Annotated in this window: 15 protein-coding genes and 1 pseudogene; 15 read left to right on the top strand and 1 reads right to left on the bottom strand. The window is 65.7% G+C overall.

All coding sequences use genetic code 11. The features are described from left to right. The 14 genes and pseudogenes from F6X61_RS27045 to F6X61_RS22170 form a co-directional block, all read left to right on the top strand. On the top strand, nt 1–238 hold a 238-nt coding region (locus F6X61_RS27045), incomplete at its 5' end, for a hypothetical protein (protein WP_178125874.1). Next, nucleotides 235–480 (top strand): annotated as a pseudogene (locus tag F6X61_RS27335) (DUF3077 domain-containing protein); the annotation flags it as partial. The gene F6X61_RS27045 and the pseudogene F6X61_RS27335, both read left to right, overlap by 4 nt. 694 nt (nt 481–1,174) lie before the next feature. Continuing rightward, nucleotides 1,175–2,236 (top strand): 3-deoxy-7-phosphoheptulonate synthase, encoded by a 1,062-nt coding sequence (locus F6X61_RS22225; RefSeq protein ID WP_110994962.1) that lies wholly within the window; start codon nt 1,175–1,177, stop codon nt 2,234–2,236. Between the two features lie 83 nt (nt 2,237–2,319). Further along, nucleotides 2,320–2,601 carry a peptidylprolyl isomerase gene (locus tag F6X61_RS22220; protein ID WP_054884552.1) on the top strand — a complete coding sequence of 94 codons (282 nt, stop codon included), beginning with the start codon at nt 2,320–2,322 and terminating at the stop codon, nt 2,599–2,601. A gap of 127 nt (nt 2,602–2,728) precedes the next feature. Continuing rightward, on the top strand, nt 2,729–4,561 hold the full coding sequence (locus F6X61_RS22215) for an extracellular solute-binding protein (RefSeq protein WP_256671404.1): 1,833 nt from the start codon (nt 2,729–2,731) through the stop codon (nt 4,559–4,561). Next, nucleotides 4,558–5,616, top strand: coding sequence for a microcin C ABC transporter permease YejB (locus tag F6X61_RS22210; RefSeq protein ID WP_153788564.1), 1,059 nt, complete (start codon nt 4,558–4,560; stop codon nt 5,614–5,616). Before F6X61_RS22215 ends, F6X61_RS22210 begins: the two co-directional genes overlap by 4 nt. Continuing rightward, the gene (locus tag F6X61_RS22205; RefSeq protein ID WP_153788563.1) at nt 5,616–6,632 is read left to right on the top strand and encodes an ABC transporter permease; all 1,017 of its coding nucleotides are present in this window, start codon (nt 5,616–5,618) and stop codon (nt 6,630–6,632) included. Before F6X61_RS22210 ends, F6X61_RS22205 begins: the two co-directional genes overlap by 1 nt. A gap of 132 nt (nt 6,633–6,764) precedes the next feature. After that, nucleotides 6,765–8,150 (top strand): sigma-54-dependent Fis family transcriptional regulator, encoded by a 1,386-nt coding sequence (locus tag F6X61_RS22200; protein ID WP_153788562.1) that lies wholly within the window; start codon nt 6,765–6,767, stop codon nt 8,148–8,150. A gap of 252 nt (nt 8,151–8,402) precedes the next feature. Beyond that, nucleotides 8,403–9,794 carry a GntP family permease gene (locus tag F6X61_RS22195; protein ID WP_153788561.1) on the top strand — a complete coding sequence of 464 codons (1,392 nt, stop codon included), beginning with the start codon at nt 8,403–8,405 and terminating at the stop codon, nt 9,792–9,794. A gap of 10 nt (nt 9,795–9,804) precedes the next feature. Then, on the top strand, nt 9,805–10,575 hold the full coding sequence (hbdH, locus tag F6X61_RS22190) for a 3-hydroxybutyrate dehydrogenase (RefSeq protein WP_153788560.1): 771 nt from the start codon (nt 9,805–9,807) through the stop codon (nt 10,573–10,575). A 55-nt stretch (nt 10,576–10,630) separates the two neighbouring features. Then, complete coding sequence (gene eco / locus F6X61_RS22185; protein WP_153788559.1) at nt 10,631–11,110, top strand: serine protease inhibitor ecotin; 480 nt, start codon at nt 10,631–10,633, stop codon at nt 11,108–11,110. A gap of 65 nt (nt 11,111–11,175) precedes the next feature. Then, nucleotides 11,176–13,134: an acetoacetate--CoA ligase gene (locus tag F6X61_RS22180; RefSeq protein WP_153788558.1), complete on the top strand. Its 1,959-nt coding sequence runs from the start codon at nt 11,176–11,178 to the stop codon at nt 13,132–13,134. Between the two features lie 36 nt (nt 13,135–13,170). Beyond that, a complete protein-coding gene (locus F6X61_RS22175) occupies nt 13,171–13,446 on the top strand; it encodes a peptidylprolyl isomerase (protein WP_008095636.1) in 276 nt (91 codons plus the stop codon). A 130-nt stretch (nt 13,447–13,576) separates the two neighbouring features. Then, nucleotides 13,577–16,009 (top strand): autotransporter outer membrane beta-barrel domain-containing protein, encoded by a 2,433-nt coding sequence (locus tag F6X61_RS22170; RefSeq protein WP_153788557.1) that lies wholly within the window; start codon nt 13,577–13,579, stop codon nt 16,007–16,009. Here F6X61_RS22170 and F6X61_RS22165 read toward each other — a convergent pair. Beyond that, on the bottom strand, nt 16,006–16,629 hold the full coding sequence (locus F6X61_RS22165; protein ID WP_153788556.1) for a LysE family translocator: 624 nt from the start codon (nt 16,627–16,629) through the stop codon (nt 16,006–16,008). The genes F6X61_RS22170 and F6X61_RS22165 overlap by 4 nt on opposite strands. 161 nt (nt 16,630–16,790) lie before the next feature. On the opposite strand from F6X61_RS22165, the gene F6X61_RS22160 reads away from it, so the two are divergent. Then, a partial coding sequence (locus F6X61_RS22160) for a transposase (protein ID WP_178125873.1) occupies nt 16,791–17,126 on the top strand: 336 nt, incomplete at its 3' end.

Raw genomic sequence — 17,126 nt, 5'->3', positions numbered from 1 at the left:
GAAAAAGATCGTCCCCGACCCACCCCGTTTCTTCCCTTACCTGTCCATCTCCCCCGACCTCACCCCCGAAGCCGCCCGTACCGAAGCCACCTCATTGATGGGCTGCCTACGCGAAGTGCTCGATATGTATTTCAACACCAACAGCGAAGAACAGCGCCAGACCCTGCTGAACACCTGCATCTACCTCAACCAGCTGCTCTACCCCCTGATCCGCCACGAGACAGGAGCGCAGCCATGACCGAGCCCTCTACCCACGGGAGCACCACAGGCACCACCACCTGCCTGGAGCTGTTCCGCATCCAGCCCGAAATCCCCTTGCAGCACGCCTTCGACGAGTTGTCGGTACTGCTCGGCTGCATCCGCCACCTCACCCGCGAAGCCGAAATGGAAGGCGACCTGATCGCCGGTGGCACCGCCCGCATCCTCAGCGCCATGGCCAAGGCGCTGATCGATGACATGGAGAATGGCCTCATCGCGGGGCAAGCCCGCTCCCACGACGCAGATATCGTGGGAGCGGGCTTGCCCCGCGAAAGGCCCCGAAGACGTGCGCTGGACTCAACCGGCGAAGTCGTTGGACATCGCCACGCCAAGCGCCTGCTCCACCAACTCATATGTCAGCTTGCGCGTTAGTCAGCTTCATTGATTGAACCGATAGCATTTATCCATTGAACGCTACCGCCAAGGTGCAGTAAGCTCGGGCTCATTCACTGGAGAGCAACATGTCGAAACACACCTGCAACCACGCCAACCACACCGGTCGCCCAGCGCACCGCGTGCTGGCCGTTGCCGGTCGTAACGCCGTTGCACCCTTTTATTTTGGTTATTGGTTTAGCTACTAGGCGCCGATAACCCACCCGGCGCCCACTTTCGAGGGGCCGCCGAACACGAGAATACTCAAACCCCCGGTCGGCTCCCCGACCGGGGGTTTTGTTTTTCCGGGCCACCACTTTCAACGCTTCATCTTGAGGACAGATTCATGAACTACGCCACTTACTACTACCCAAGCACCTATGCATGGCGATTTAGCCAATCCCGTTCGGGCCAGCCTGCCGCCTCCGTTCGGTCGATTTCCGGTGGCAATGCCGCACAACTACCCAATTTGACGACCAGTCGAACACCTCGATAGGGCCGACCGCGCGGGCCAGAACCCGCCGTCCGCCCAGGGAAAAACGCCATGCACGCCTCGAACCTCGCCCTGCCCCTGACCCAACCGCAAGCGGCCAACGCCACTGTCAGCAAGCGCCTGCCCAGCCCGCACCTGCTCAAGCAGCAGATGCCGCTGTCAACCGAACTCACCCAGCAAGTCCATGCCCATCGCCAGGCGATCCGCGCCATCCTTGAAGGCCGCGACGAACGTCTGCTGGTGATCGTCGGCCCATGCTCGATTCATGACCCGCGCTCGGCGCTGGAATACGCCGACCGCCTGGCGGCGCTCAACCATGAAGTCGGCGACAAGCTGCTGCTGGTGATGCGCGCCTACGTTGAAAAACCACGCACCACGGTGGGCTGGAAAGGCCTGGCCTACGATCCGCACCTGGACGGCAGCGACGATATGCACGCAGGCATCGCCCTGTCCCGTGGTTTGATGCTGAGCATGATCGAACGCGGCCTGCCGATCGCCACCGAGTTGCTGCAACCCATGGCCGCTGGCTACTTCGACGACTTGCTGGGCTGGGCCGCCATTGGCGCGCGCACCACCGAGTCGCAGATCCACCGCGAGATGGTCAGTGGCCTGGAGCTACCGGTCGGCTTCAAGAACGGCACCGATGGCGGCATCGCCATTGCCTGCGACGCCATGCGCAGCGCCGCGCATCCGCACCGCCACTTCGGCATGGACGCCCAGGGCTACCCGGCGATCATCGAGAGCCTCGGCAACCCGGACACCCACCTGGTGCTGCGCGGCGGCCACAAGGGCCCGAACTACGATGCCCACAGCGTGGCCCAGGCGCGCCAGGGCCTGGCCAAGGCGGGCCTGGCGCCACGCATCATGGTCGATTGCAGCCATGCCAACAGTGGCAAGGACCCGATGCGTCAGCCTGCGGTGTTCGAAGATGTGCTGCAGCAACGCCTGGCCGGTGACCGTTCGCTGGTCGGGGTGATGATCGAGGGCCACCTGTTCGACGGTTGCCAGGCATTGGGCGCCGGTGCCCTGAAGTACGGCGTGTCCATCACCGACGGCTGCCTGGGCTGGAGCGCGACCGAGACCATGCTGCGCGAAGCGGCCAAACGTTTGTAGGAAACAGTCGGCAAGCCTTGCGAGACATGGCCTAGACAAGTGCGCTAGGCTTGCCCTTTTTCACCCCCTAGGAGCAGTCCCCCATGGCTCGAGCCACCGCCCGCCACATCCTGGTTGCCACTGAAGACAAGTGCAACGAACTCAAAGCACAGATCGAAGCCGGCGCCGACTTCGCCGAAATCGCCAAGGCCAACTCCACCTGCCCATCCAGCCGCCAGGGCGGTGACCTGGGCTCGTTCGGCCCGGGCCAGATGGTCAAGGAATTCGACACCGTGGTGTTCAGCGCCCCGGTCAACACCGTGCAAGGCCCGGTGAAGACCCAGTTCGGCTACCACCTGCTGGAAGTGACCAGCCGCCAGGACTGATAGAAGGTTGTTGCTCAGCAACCTTGTGGGAGCGGGCTTGCCCCGCGATGGCGTCGCCAGTGCCAATGCAGTCGGCCTGACGTCCGCCATCGCGGGGCAAGCCCGCTCCCACGCATTCACCAGGTGGCTGCGTTCGGGATGTGCCGCACTGCTGCTGGCGCTGTCGGCGGTCGCCCAGGCCGCCCCCACCCACGCCCTCACCGTCTACGGTGAAGCCCCCCGCTACCCCGCCAGTTTCCAGCACTTCGCCTACGTCAACCCGGACGCCCCCAAAGGCGGCAGCCTTCGCCGTTCGGCCCTGGAGATCGGCCAGTTCGACCACATCCTGCCGTTCATCGACAAGGGCATTGGCGTGAGCCAGGTCGAAGGCTGGTTGTACGCGCCACTGGCCATTCGCGCCTTCGACGAGCCGTATACGGTCTATGGCCTGATCGCCCAGCGCCTGGAGCGCGGCCCCGACGACGCCTGGCTGCGCCTGTACCTCGACCCGCGCGCCACCTTCGCCGATGGTAAGCCGGTGCGCGCCGAGGATGTGCGTTTCACCTTCGAGCTGCTGATGAGCAAGGGCAGCCTCAATTACCGCACCCGTTTCGCCGAAGTGGCCGGGGTGACGGTCGAAGGCCCACGGCAGATACGCTTCGACTTCAAACAGCCGCACGGGCGCACCTTGGCGCTGGACCTGGCCAGCCTGCCAGTACTGCCCGAGCACGACTGGCAGCAACGTGATTTTGCCAACGGCGCCGGTTTCGACAAACCCGTGGGCAGCGGCCCGTACCGCATCAGCCGGATCGACAACGGCCGCAGCATCACTTTCGAACGCAATGCCGAATGGTGGGCCAAGGACCTGCCGGTGGCCCGTGGCCTGTACAACTTCCAGCGTCTGCGCATCGAGTACTTCGGTGACACCGAGGTGGCGCGCCAGGTGCTCAAGGGTGGCGGCTACGACTACAACCGTGAGTTCTCCGCCACCGCCTTCACCCTCGGCTACAACGGCGCCCAGCTCGATGACGGCCGCCTGCAGCGCGCCCACCTGGGCCCGGCCAAGCCGCAGGTGGCCCAGGGCTTCGTGTTCAACCTGGCCAAGCCGCAGTTCCAGGACCGCCGGGTGCGCCAGGCCCTGGGCATGCTCTGGGACTTCGAGTGGAGCAACCGGCAGATGATGCGCAACATGTACATCCGCCAGCAGAGCCTGTTCTCCAACACCCCGCTGGCAGCCCGCGCGCTGCCGGACGCGGACGAACTCAAGCTGCTGGAACCGCTGCGTGGCCAGGTGCCCGACGAGGTGTTCAGCCAGGTGTTCAGCGCCCCGGTCACCGACGGCACGGGGATCATCCGCGCGCAGCAGTTGCAGGCCCTGGCCCTGCTCCAGGCCGCCGGCTGGCGCCCCGAGGGCGATCGCCTGGTCAACGCCCAGGGCGAGCCGCTGAGCTTCACCTTCCTCAACGGTCAGTCGGGCATGGAGCGCCTGCTGCTGCCGTGGAAGCGCAACCTGGCGCAGATCGGCATCGAGCTGAACATCCGCAACGTCGACGCCGCGCAGTACGTCAACCGCCTGATGGCCCGCGACTACGACATGGTCGTCACCGGCTACCCGGTGACCCTGTCGCCGGGCAGCGAGCTATATAACTACTTCGGCTCCGCCGCGGCCAACGACCCCGGCTCGAACAACCTGATGGTGCTCAAGGACCCGGCGGTGGACCACCTGCTCGACGGGCTGGTGCGCGCCAGCAGCCAGCCCGACATGCTGCGCCATGCCCATGCCCTGGACCGAGTGCTGCAATGGAACTACTACTGGATCCCCAACTACTACCCGCCGGGTAGCTCGACGGTGTGGTGGAACCGCTTCGGCCTGCCCAAGGTGCAGGCCACCTATGACGAAGGCCTGGACGCCTGGTGGGAGGTCAGCCCGACGGCTCTGACTACCGAACAGATGGCCGAACGGCTCGGGAAACAGCCATGACCAGCTACATCCTGCGCCGCCTGCTGCTGATCATCCCCACCTTGCTGGCGATCCTGCTGGTCAACTTCGCCATCGTCCAGGCCGCGCCCGGCGGCCCGGTGGAACAGGCCGTGGCGCGGCTGCAGGGCATCGGTGGCGGCGCCCCCGGCGCACGGGCCGAGGCGGTGCACGGCGAGTCCCGCGCCACCCGTGGCCTGGACCCCAAGCTGATCGAGGAGATCAAGCGCCAGTACGGTTTCGACAAGTCCGCCCCCGAACGGCTGTGGCTGATGCTCGGCCAGTACGCCCGCCTGGACTTTGGCCAGAGCTTCTTCCGCGGCGCCAAGGTCACCGACCTGATCCTCGAGAAACTGCCGGTGACGCTGTCACTGGGCTTCTGGGCCACGCTGATCACCTACCTGGTGTCGATCCCGCTGGGCATCCGCAAGGCGGTGCGCCATGGCAGCCGCTTCGACGCCTGGAGCAGCGCGCTGATCGTGGTCGGCTATGCCCTGCCCTCGTTCCTGTTCGCCCTGCTGCTGATCGTGCTGTTCGCCGGTGGCACCTCGCTCAACTGGTTCCCGGTGCGCGGGCTGGTGTCGGATGACTTCGACCAGCTCAGCCTGCTGGGCAAGCTGGCCGATTACTTCTGGCACCTGGTGCTGCCGGTCGGCGCGCTGGTGATCGGGGGTTTCGCCACCTTGACCCTGCTGACCAAGAACGCCTTCCTCGACGAGATTTCCCGGCAGTACGTGGTCACTGCCCGGGCAAAGGGCCTGAGCGAGCACCGAGTGCTGTACGGCCATGTATTGCGCAACGCCATGCTGCTGGTGGTTGCCGGATTGCCGCAGGCGCTGATCACGGTGTTCTTCGCAGGCTCCCTGCTGATCGAGGTGATCTTCTCTCTCGATGGCCTGGGCCGCATGAGCTATGAGGCAGCGGTGTCGCGGGACTACCCGGTGGTGTTCGGCACGCTGTTCATCTTCACCCTGGCCGGGCTGCTGATCCGCCTGATCGGCGACCTCTGCTACACGGCGCTCGACCCGCGCATCGACTTCGACGCGAGGGGCCGCTGATGCTCTCGCCCATCGCTCGACGCCGCCTGCAGCGCTTTCGCGCCAACCGCCTTGGCTGGGCCTCGCTGTGGCTGTTCGCCGGCCTGTTGATACTCAGCCTCGGCGCGGAGCTGGTGGCCAACGACAAGCCACTGCTGCTGTCGTACAAAGGCCAGCTGTATACCCCCGCGCTCAAGCGCTACACCGAGCAGGAGTTCGGCGGCCAGTTGCCGTTCCAGCCCGACTATCGCAGCCAGTACGTGCGCCAACTGATCGAGGGCCAGGGCGGCTGGATGCTGTTCGCGCCCATCCCGTTCAGCGCCGACACCCCCAACTACGACCTGCAGGTACCCACCCCCAGCCCGCCCAGCGCAGTCAACTGGCTGGGCACCGATGACCAGGGGCGCGACGTACTGGCTCGGGTGCTGTACGGCACGCGGGTATCGCTGCTGTTCGCCTTTGCCCTGACCGTGCTCAGCGTGCTGATCGGCGTCACCGCCGGCGCCTTGCAGGGTTATCACGGCGGATGGGTCGACCTGCTCGGGCAACGCCTGCTGGAAGTGTGGTCGGGGTTGCCGGTGCTGTACCTGCTGATCATCCTCTCGGGCTTCGTCGAGCCGGACTTCTGGTGGCTGCTGGGGATCATGGCGCTGTTTTCGTGGCTGGCGCTGGTCGATGTGGTGCGCGCCGAGTTCCTGCGCGGGCGCAACCTGGAGTACGTCAAGGCGGCCCGCGCGCTGGGGTTGCCGGACAGCCAGGTGATGCTGCGGCATATCCTGCCCAACGCCATGAACGCCACGCTGACTTACGTGCCGTTCATGCTCACCGGGGCGATCACTACCCTTACGGCGCTGGACTTTCTCGGCTTCGGCATGCCTGCGGGCAGTGCGTCACTGGGTGAGCTGGTGACCCAGGGCAAGCAGCACCTGGAGGCGCCGTGGCTGGGCTTTACCGCGTTCTTTGCCCTGGCGCTGATCCTGTCGTTGCTGGTGTTCATCGGCGATGCGCTGCGTGAGGCGTTCGATCCACGGCGTTAGATTTGCCTGTACCGGCCCTATCGCGGGGCAAGCCCGCTCCCACAGGGATAGCGCCAGGTATTTAAGATGCTCCCACGTGGGAGCGGGCTTGCCCCGCGATAGGGCCTTATGATTCAAGCGGATACTGCAAACATGCACGACAACCTCAAGGATTACCCCCAGGTCCGCCAACTGGCAATCCGCTCGCTGTTCGAGATCATCGAGCAATCCAGCGAAGGCACGGTGATCGTCGACCGCCAGACGCGCATCGTCTGGATGAACGAGCGCTACGCCCGGCGCTTCGGCCTGGCCGACGCCGCCAGCGCCATCGGCCAGCCCTGCGAGGCGGTTATCCCCGGCAGCCTGATGCGCGAGGTGGTGAGCAACGGCAAGCCGATCCTGCTGGACATGCTCGACACCCCCAACGAGCCGCTGGTGGTGATGCGCCTGCCGATCCACGACGACCAGGGCGCGCTGATCGGCGCCATCGGCTTTGCCCTGTTCGACGAGTTGCGTAGCCTGTCCCCCTTGCTCAAGCGCTACTCGAGCATGCAGCAGGAGCTGGCCAGCACCCGCTCGCAACTGCGCGCGCGCCAGGCGCGCTACAGCTTCGCCCAGTTCGTCGGCAGCAGCGCTGCCTGCCTTGAGGCCAAGCGCCGCGGCCGACGCGGCGCGGCCAGTGACTCGCCGGTGCTGCTGCTGGGCGAAACCGGCACCGGCAAGGAGCTGCTGGCCCACGCCATCCATGCCGCGTCGGCGCGGGCGCACAAGGCCTTCGTCAGCATCAACAGCGCGGCCATCCCCGAGACCCTGCTGGAGGCCGAATTCTTCGGCACCGCCCCCGGCGCCTTCACCGGCGCCGAGCGCAAGGGCCGCAGTGGCAAGCTGCAACTGGCCGAAGGCGGCACGCTGTTCCTCGACGAAATCGGCGACATGCCACTGGCGCTGCAGAGCAAGTTGCTGCGGGTACTGCAAGAGAAGGAATACGAGCCGGTGGGCTCCAACCAGATGCTGCGCAGCGATGTGCGCATCATCGCCGCCACTTCCATCGACCTGCACGCGGCCATGGCGCGTGGCGCCTTCCGTGCCGACCTGTACTACCGGCTGAACGTGCTGCCGATCCAGGTACCGCCGTTGCGCGAGCGGCTGGAGGACCTGCCGGCGTTGTGCGAGGCGATCCTGGCCGAGCTGGGCAGCCAGTACGAGCTGGAGCCCGAAGCCCAGGCGCTGCTGGGGCGCCATGGCTGGCCGGGGAACATTCGTGAATTGCGTAACGTGCTGGAGCGCGCGACCTTGCTGGCGGACCAGCCGCGTTTGAATGTGGCGGACTTGATCAGTGCGTTGGGGCCGTTGAGCCCGGTGGCAACGGCCACGCCGGCGCTGGACTATCGCCAGGCGTGCGCGCAGTTCGAGCGCGGGTTGATTGTCGATGCCCTGGCGCGCAGTGGCGGGAATGTGCCGGAGGCGGCGCGGGCGTTGGGGTTGGGGCGGTCGACCTTGTACAAGAAGATGGTGGCGTTGGGGATTGAGTCTCAGTAAAGAGACACCAATCTCAAAGTTTGGATCGTGGGAGCGGGCTTGCCCCGCGATGGCGTCGGCGGCATAAAATCGACTATTTCCTGTGAAGGCCATCGCGGGGCAAGCCCGCTCCCACGCAGCCATGTCTCGAAATTGAGATTATTGATTTAGTTGTTTTGATTTTATTCATATAAATCAATGGCTTAACAAACTGGCACGATTCCCGCTATCTGCGTTTCCAACCATAAAAACAACAGTTGGAGATCCCTCACGATGACCGTGCTCATCGCCCTCGCTGCCCTGGCCCTGCTGATGCTGGCCGCCTATCGCGGTTACAGCGTGATCCTGTTCGCGCCCATCGCCGCCCTTGGCGCCGTGCTGCTCACCGACCCCGCCGCCGTGGCCCCCGCCTTCACCGGGGTGTTCATGGAGAAAATGGTCGGCTTCATCAAGCTGTATTTCCCGGTGTTCCTGCTGGGCGCGGTGTTCGGCAAGCTGATCGAACTGTCGGGCTTCTCGCGCTCGATCGTCGCCGCCGCCATCCGCCTGTTCGGCACACGCCAGGCGATGCTGGTGATCGTGCTGGTCTGCGCCCTGCTCACCTACGGCGGCGTGTCGCTGTTCGTGGTGGTGTTCGCGGTGTACCCGTTCGCCGCCGAGATGTTCCGGCAAAGCGACATCCCCAAGCGATTGATCCCGGCAACCATTGCCCTGGGTGCGTTCTCGTTCACCATGGACGCCCTGCCCGGCACCCCGCAGATCCAGAACATCATCCCCAGCACCTTCTTCAACACCACTGCCTGGGCCGCGCCATGGCTGGGCCTGATCGGCACGCTGTTCGTGTTCAGCGCCGGCATGCTCTACCTGCAACGCCAGCGCAACAAGGCCCAGCGCAAGGGTGAAGGCTACGGCAGCAACCTGCGCAACGAACCGGAGACCGCCGACGACATCACCCTGCCCAACCCGTGGCTGGCGTTGTCGCCGTTGCTGCTGGTGGGGGTGATGAACCTGCTGTTCACCCACTGGATCCCCCAGTGGTACGGCGCCAGCCATACCCTGCAACTGCCGGGCATGGCCGCACCGGTGCAAAGCGACGTGGCCAAGCTCACGGCGATCTGGGCAGTGCAGGCGGCCTTGCTGGTGGGCATCCTGATGGTGCTGGTGTGCGCCTTCGGCACCATTCGCCAGCGCCTGGCCGAAGGCACCAAAAGCGCCGTTGGTGGTGCGCTGCTGGCGGCCATGAACACCGCCTCGGAATACGGCTTTGGCGCGGTGATCGCCTCGCTGCCGGGCTTTCTGGTGCTGGCCGATGCCCTGCGCGGCATCCCCAACCCGCTGGTCAACGAAGCCATCACCGTGACCCTGCTGGCCGGCATCACCGGCTCTGCGTCGGGCGGCATGAGCATCGCCCTGGCGGCCATGAGCGACAGCTTCATCGCCGCCGCCAACGCCGCCAATATCCCGCTGGAAGTGCTGCACCGGGTGGCCGCCATGGCCAGCGGCGGCATGGACACCCTGCCGCACAACGGCGCGGTGATCACCCTGCTGGCGGTGACCGGGCTGACCCACCGCGAGGCGTACAAGGACATTTTCGGTATTACCCTGATCAAGACCCTGGCCGTGTTCGTGGTCATCGCCACGTTCTACGCCACCGGCATCGTCTAAGGAGAACTGCATGACGCTCAAAGGCAAGACCGCACTGGTCACCGGCTCCACCAGCGGTATCGGGCTGGGCATCGCCCAGGTGCTGGCAGAGGCCGGCGCGAATATCCTGCTCAACGGCTTTGGCGACCCGGCAGCGGCCATCGCCCAAATCAGGCAGCACGGGGTGAAGGTTGCACACCATCCGGCCGACCTGTCCGATGTGGCGCAGATCGAGCAGATGTTCGCCATGGCCGAGCGCGAGTTCGGTGCGCTGGACATCCTGGTCAACAACGCCGGCATCCAGCACGTGGCGCCGGTGGAGCAGTTCCCGGTCGAGGCCTGGGACAAGATCATCGCGCTCAACCTGTCGGCGGTGTTCCATGGCAGCCGGCTGGCGCTGCCGGGCATGCGCGCGCGGGGTTGGGGGCGGATCATCAACATCGCCTCGGTGCATGGCCTGGTGGGCTCCACCGGCAAGGCCGCCTATGTGGCCGCCAAGCACGGCGTGGTCGGGCTGACCAAGGTGATCGGCCTGGAAACCGCCACCAGCAACGTCACCTGCAATGCCATCTGCCCCGGCTGGGTGCTGACCCCGCTGGTACAGAAACAGATCGACGAGCGTGCCGCCAACGGCGGCGATCCACAGCAGGCGCAGCACGATCTGTTGGCCGAGAAACAGCCTTCGCTGGCCTTCGTCACACCCCGTCACCTCGGTGAGCTGGTATTGTTCCTGTGCAGCGAGGCCGGCAGCCAGGTTCGCGGCGCCGCCTGGAACGTCGATGGCGGCTGGCTCGCCCAGTGAGGGCGGGCGTTGAGCCTGGCACGGTCTTGCATTCGTTTATCTGCAAGGAGGCCTTATGCGCCAAGCCCAACTCACCGCGTTCCTGTCCCTGACCCTGGCGGCCGCCGCCCCGGCAATGGCCGCCAGCCTGAAGGACGTCGCGCCCTACCCCGAGGCGGAAAAAGGCTTCACTCGGCAGGTGATCCACCTGCCGGCCCAGGCCGATGAATCGGCCTACCAGCTGGAAATCCTCGCCGGCAAGACGCTGAAGGTGGACTGCAACCGCCAGCGCCTTGGCGGCAAGCTCGAAGAACACACGCTGCAAGGCTGGGGCTACAACTACTATCGCCTGGACAAGGTGGCCGGCCCGGCCAGCACCTTGATGGCCTGCCCGGACAACAAGAAGACCGACGCCTTCGTGCCGGTAGTCGGTGAAGGCTTCATGCTGCGCTACAACAGCAAGCTGCCGGTGGTGGTCTACGTGCCCAAGGGTGTCGAAGTGCGCTACCGGGTATGGTCGGCCTCGCCGGACGTACAAACGGCTAAAGTGGAGTAACCGCCAGCGTCGGCAAACCCGCCTTCGCGGCGGGCTTGCCCCATCACTGCACCGAGGGTCCCGGCATGAACGACATACTCTGGCGCCCCTCCACCTCGCAGATCGAAGCCAGCCGCATGCAAGCCCTGCGCCGCCGGGTCAACCTGCGCTTCAACCTCCAGCTCGACGACTACGCCGCCTTGCATCGCTGGAGCATCGAGCACCGCGCTGCCTTCTGGCAGACCCTCAGTGAATACTTCCACGTGCGCTGGCACACACCCGCAAGCCAGGTACTGATCGAGGGCCCGCACCTGCGCGATGCCCGCTGGTTCGCCGACGCCACCCTGAACTTCGCCGAGCACCTGTTGCAACGCCGCGATGATCGCCCCGCCGTGGTCGCAGTGCGTGAGGACGGCAGTCGCCAGAGCCTGACCCATAACCAGTTGGCCGCCCAGGTGGCCGGGATGCAACGGGCCTTGCGCCAGGCCGGCATCGTGCCGGGTGATCGCATCGGGGCGGTCATGCCCAACACCTGGGAGACTCTGGTAGCCATGCTCGCCGCCAGCAGCCTTGGGGCGGTGTGGTCCAGCTGCTCTCCGGAATTCGGCACCCACGGCATCATCGACCGCTTCGGGCAGATCGCGCCGAAACTGCTGATTGCCTGCGCGGGCTATGCCTACGCAGGCAAAACCGTGGACCAGGTCGACAAGATCAACCAGGTCGTCGCCCAACTGCCGCAACTGGAACACCTGCTGGTGGTGCCCTACACCCGGGCGCAGACCCGCAGCGAAGAGTTCAACGCGCCCCAGGTCAGCCTGTGGGATGACTTTTTCCAGCCCGGCGGCAGCCCGACCTTCGTCGCCCTGCCCTTCGATCACCCGCTGTACATCCTCTACTCCAGCGGCACCACCGGTGTGCCCAAGTGCATCGTCCACCGGGCCGGCGGCGTACTGCTGCAACACCTCAAGGAACACGGCCTGCACAATGACCTGAAGGCCGACGACGTGCTGTTCTACTACACCACCTGTGGCTGGATGATGTGGAACTGGCTGGTCTCGGGCCTGGCGGTGGGCGCCACCTTGGTGCTGTATGACGGATCGCCCTTCCACCCGGGCCCGGAGCGGCTGCTCGACCTGATCGATAGCGAAGGCATCAACGCCTTCGGCACCAGCCCCAAGTACCTCGCAGCCCTGGAGCAGGCCGGTTGCGAGCCGATGAAAAGCCATCGCCTCGATACCCTGAGGCTGCTGTTGTCCACCGGCTCGGCGCTGTCGCCGCACAGTTACGACTTCGTCTATGCCAAGTTCAAGGCCGATGTGTGCCTGGCCTCGATGTCCGGCGGCACCGACATTGTCTCCTGCTTCGTGCTTGGCAACCCGCTGCTGCCAGTACGCCGTGGCCTGATTGCAGGGCCCGGCCTGGGCATGGCGGTGCAGGTGTGGAATGCACAGGGGCTGCCGGTGATCGACGAGAAAGGCGAGCTGGTGTGTACCCAGGCGTTCCCGTCGATGCCCCTGGGGTTCTGGGGCGACGACGATGGCAGCCGCTACCACGCTGCCTACTTCAGCCAGTTCGACGGGGCCTGGTGCCAGGGCGACTACGCCGAGCAACGCGCCGGCGGCGGCCTGGTGATCCACGGCCGCTCGGATGCGGTGCTCAATCCCGGTGGCGTGCGCATCGGCACCGCCGAGATCTACCGGCAGGTGGACAAGGTCGAGCAGGTGCTGGAAAGCGTGGCCATCGGCCAGGACTGGCACAACGATGTGCGCGTGGTGCTGTTCGTGCGCCTGCGCGATGGCCTGCAGCTGGATGACGCCTTGCGCCAGCGCATCCGCGAGGTCATCCGCCAGTACACCAGCCCGCGCCATGTCCCGGCGGTGATCGCCCAGGTGAGCGACATCCCGCGCACCCTCAGCGGCAAGCTGGTGGAACTGGCGATCCGCAACGTGGTGCATGGGCTGCCGGTCAACAACACCGATGCCCTGGCCAACCCCGAGGCACTTGAGCAGTTCCGTGACCGCGCGGAGCTGCGCGATCAGGCATAATGGCGGCCTTTTTCGCCCCGAAGTACAGGTATCTCCATGAAAGCCCAAGCCCGCCATATCCTGGTCAAGACCGCTGACGAAGCCGAGAAGCTCAAGCAGCGCATCGCCAATGGCGAAGCCTTCGACGTACTGGCGAAGAAATTCTCCACCTGCCCCTCCGGCAAGCGTGGCGGCGACCTGGGCGAAGTACGCCCGGGGCAACTGGTTGGCGCCATCGACCAGGTGATCTTCAAGAAGCCCTTGCGGGTAGTGCACGGGCCGATCAAGAGCAAGTTCGGCTACCACTTGGTGCAGACGTTCTACCGCGACTGAACCGATGATGGCCCTTGGCCGCCTGACAGTTTTGCCAGTTGTGCCCCCCTCCTGAACGCAGTACATCGCGGGTAATCCCGCACATCGCGCTTGCGCCGTGCGGGCTCTGTGCATAACGGAGGCCCTGGCGATGCACCTGCGTCTGTTGCTGGCACTGGCGCCCTTGCCCCTGTTGCTGCTTGCCCAGGCCCACGCAGCCTGCAGCTTCAGCCCTGGACCGGGCAATGACAGCCATGTATGCGACAGCGGCAGCGCCGCTTCGCTGCTCGACACCGGCGGTAACAACAGCCTGCTGCTACCCGCCGGCGGCAGCGGCACGATCAGCGGCAACGTGACCTTCGGTGCCGGCCAGGACGCCATCGACATGGCCTCGGGTGTTATCGGCGGTGACGTCAATCAGGGCGCCGGCATCGATACCTTCACCATCAGCGGCGGCATCATCCAAGGCGACCTCAATCAGGGCGATGGCCTGGACCGCTTCCTGATGACCGGCGGCTGGATCAAGGGCAATTTCGACAGCGGTGACTTCGCCCAGATGGACGGCGGGCGCATCGGCAGCGTCAACATGCGCCTGGACGAGAACACCTTCATCCTGCGCGCTGGCAGCATCGACCGGAATATCGTCACCGGCTTCGACAAGGACTTTGTGGAAGTTTTCAGCGGCAGCGTGGGCGGCAATATCAGCGTCAGCGGCGGCGATGACCAGGTGCTGATCCACGGCGGCCAGGTTGCAGGCAGTGTGCTGATGAGCACCGGTAACGACCGCTTCAGCTGGACCGGCGGGCGGATCGGCACGCAGGTAGACCTGGGCCCTGGCAACGACACGGCGCAGCTCCAGGGCTTGGCCAGTGACGCCCTGGTCATCCCGCTCGACGCTGGCAGTGGCAGCGATGCCTTGACCTTCATCGCCAGCCAGCCGAGAGGGGGCACCCCCTACCTCAACTGGGAACGGATCGAGCTTGCCGGCGGCAGCCGTTTCGAGCTCGACGACACGCTGCGGCTCGGGGATGCCGACACTATCACCGGCACCCTGCAGATTGCTGCTGGTAGCACCCTGGCTTCGCGTCAAGGCACGGTCGCGGCCTTTGCCAATGGCCAGCGTGTGGGGCTGAACAACGCCGGCACCATCGACTTGAGCGCAGGCAACGATGGCGCTGGCCGGCTACTGGTGATCGGCGACTACAACGGCGACAACGGCGTGCTGCGCCTGAACAGCGTGCTCGGCCAGGACGGCGCCGCCTCGGACCGGCTGGTGATCAGCCAGGGTGGCATCAGCGGCTCGACCGCGCTTTCGGTCAGCAACCTCGGTGGCACAGGCGCGGCCACCCAAGGCAATGGCATCCAGGTGGTCGAGGCCCGCGACGGCGCCACCGGCAATGCCAACGCCTTCATCCAGACCCAGACCTTGTCGGCCGGCGCCTATGACTACCGCCTGTTCAAGGGAGGCATCACCGCCGGCAGCGAGAACAACTGGTACCTGCGCTCGACCCTGGTCGCGCCCCCTGCCCCGGCACCTGGCGTGGACCCGCCGAGCACGCCGCCGGTAGCCGCGCCCGCCCCTGGCCAGGCCGCGTTGCCCGCCCCGGTGGCCGGGCGGGTCATCCCCCTGTACCGCCCGGAGGTGGCGGTTTACGCAGCCGCACCGCGCAGTGCCGCGATCGTCGTGCGCCAGGCCTTGGGCACCTTTCAGCAGCGCCAGGGTGATCAGCAGTGGCTCGACGCCGCAGCTACGCCGCCTGCGACCTGGGGCCAAGCCTACGGCAGCACCCTTCGTCAGCAATGGAGCGGCACTGTGACCCCGACCCTGGACGGCAACCTATATGGCTTCAAGGTGGGCCAGGACCTTTATGTCCGCGCCACGGACGACGGCCATCGCCAGCACGCTGGCCTGTACCTGAGCCATGGCCGCCTGGATGGCGATGTACGCGGCTTCGCCCTCGGCCGCGAAGACAGCCCGGTGGGCAACCTTGAACTCAAGGGCGACAGCCTGGGCGCTTACTGGACCTGGGTGGGGCCGGCCCAGGGCTATGTGGACGCGGTGCTGCAGTACACCCACCTCGATGGCCGTGCCCGTTCCGACCGTGGCGACAGGCTCGACCTCGATGGCCACGCATGGGCCGCCTCCGTGGAAGGCGGCTACCCCTTGGCGCTGACCGCGCAGTGGAGCCTGGAGCCCCAAGCTCAGCTGATCGCCCAGCGGGTGAGCCTGGACAGCGCCAGCGACCGGGCCTCGCGGGTCGCTCATGACGCCCAGGTGGAATGGCTCGGGCGCCTTGGCCTGCGCCTGGAGGGGATGTTCCCGGCCACAGACAGGGTGCTGCTGCAGCCCTTTGCCCAGGTCAACCTGTGGCATGCCGACGGCGGCGCCGACACCTTGACCTTCAACGGCGTGGACCGGATAGACACCGACTACCGCTACACCGCGCTGCAACTCGAAGGCGGGCTGGCGGCACGCCTGGGTTCGGCGCTGAGCCTGCATGCAGGCCTGCAATACAGCACCAACCTCGACAGCCGCCAGCAGCGGGCCAGCGGTGTGAACCTGGGGTTACGCTGGCAGTTCTAGCGCCGCGCCGCCAGCAATCCGAGCCCCGCGCAACCCAGCAGCGAAGCACTGACCCGGTTGAACACCCGGCGTGGCCCGGGGCGTTCGAACCAGCGCTGCAGGTAAGCGCCGAGCCCGGCATAGATGGCGATGGCCGCCCACTCCAGCAACAGGAACAGCACCCCCAACTGCAGGAACTGCTCGCTCACCGGCATGTTGCCGCCCACAGTCACGAATTGCGGCAGGAAGGCGGTGAAGATCAGGATCGCCTTGGGGTTGCCGGCGGCCACCCAGAACTCCTGGCGTGCCAGCTTCCAGGTACCGCTCGGCTGCTCGCCCGCCACCCGCGCCTCGCTCACCGGCGCGCGCCAAAGCTGCCAGGCGATAAAGAACAGGTAGCCGGCGCCCAGCACCTTGATCGCCAGGAACAGGTATTCGCTGGTATGCAGCACCACCGCCAGGCCCATGGCCGCCAGCGCGATCATGCCGCTGAATGCCAGCAGCCGGCCGGCCCCGGCCACGCAAGCGGTGCGCAGGCCATAGCGGCTGGCATTGTGCAGCGACAACAGGTTGTTGGGCCCCGGCGCCATGTTCAGGGCGAAACAGGCGGGGATAAACAGCAGCAGGCTCGACAGGTCCATTCTTGTTCTCCTTCAAGGAACGCAGCAGGGTCGCGCCCGGCCTGCCCGCACGTCAAGCACAGTGATCAGGCGAATGGCCGGAACAGTCGACAGTGGTTAGACTGCTCCCCATTTAACTCGCACGAGCCCTGCAGGAGCGGCCTTTAACCGGCCTAATGATTTTGGACACCTTCATCGGGCATTATGATGGCGCCCAATTGGAGGCAAAATCAGTGCGTAAATCTTATTCAAGAGAATACAAAGTCCAAGCTGCCGAAATGGTGCTGGACGGCGGCCTGTCAGTTCCTGAGGTCTGCGCAGCCCTTGGGCTTGGGCCTACCGCGCTTCGGCGCTGGGTTGAACAAGTACGGCAGGAAAGAGCGGGCAAGGTGCCGGCTGGAGCCAGAGCGGTCACGCCGGAGCAACAGCGAATTGAAGAGCTGGAGGCGCTGGTCCGTCAAAAGGATCGGGATATCGAAATCCTAAAAAAGGCCAGTGCTCTCCTGCTTCGGGACTCC

Origin of the sequence: Pseudomonas sp. EMN2 (assembly GCF_009650555.1) — a bacterium.
Taxonomy (GTDB): Bacteria; Pseudomonadota; Gammaproteobacteria; order Pseudomonadales; family Pseudomonadaceae; genus Aquipseudomonas; species Aquipseudomonas sichuanensis.
The sequence above is the reverse complement of the archived record's forward strand: the minus strand, read 5'-3'. Positions and strand labels throughout refer to the sequence as shown.

Bases quoted from the DNA above. Each gene is read 5' to 3' on its own strand.
- F6X61_RS22225 (WP_110994962.1), top strand. From the start codon at position 1,175: ATGCACGCCTCGAACCTCGCCCTGCCCCTGACCCAACCGCAAGCGGCC.
- F6X61_RS22220 (WP_054884552.1), top strand. From the start codon at position 2,320: ATGGCTCGAGCCACCGCCCGCCACATCCTGGTTGCCACTGAAGACAAG.
- F6X61_RS22210 (WP_153788564.1), top strand. From the start codon at position 4,558: ATGACCAGCTACATCCTGCGCCGCCTGCTGCTGATCATCCCCACCTTG.
- F6X61_RS22205 (WP_153788563.1), top strand. From the start codon at position 5,616: ATGCTCTCGCCCATCGCTCGACGCCGCCTGCAGCGCTTTCGCGCCAAC.
- F6X61_RS22200 (WP_153788562.1), top strand. From the start codon at position 6,765: ATGCACGACAACCTCAAGGATTACCCCCAGGTCCGCCAACTGGCAATC.
- F6X61_RS22195 (WP_153788561.1), top strand. From the start codon at position 8,403: ATGACCGTGCTCATCGCCCTCGCTGCCCTGGCCCTGCTGATGCTGGCC.
- hbdH (WP_153788560.1), top strand. From the start codon at position 9,805: ATGACGCTCAAAGGCAAGACCGCACTGGTCACCGGCTCCACCAGCGGT.
- eco (WP_153788559.1), top strand. From the start codon at position 10,631: ATGCGCCAAGCCCAACTCACCGCGTTCCTGTCCCTGACCCTGGCGGCC.
- F6X61_RS22180 (WP_153788558.1), top strand. From the start codon at position 11,176: ATGAACGACATACTCTGGCGCCCCTCCACCTCGCAGATCGAAGCCAGC.
- F6X61_RS22175 (WP_008095636.1), top strand. From the start codon at position 13,171: ATGAAAGCCCAAGCCCGCCATATCCTGGTCAAGACCGCTGACGAAGCC.
- F6X61_RS22170 (WP_153788557.1), top strand. From the start codon at position 13,577: ATGCACCTGCGTCTGTTGCTGGCACTGGCGCCCTTGCCCCTGTTGCTG.
- F6X61_RS22165 (WP_153788556.1), bottom strand. From the start codon at position 16,629: ATGGACCTGTCGAGCCTGCTGCTGTTTATCCCCGCCTGTTTCGCCCTG.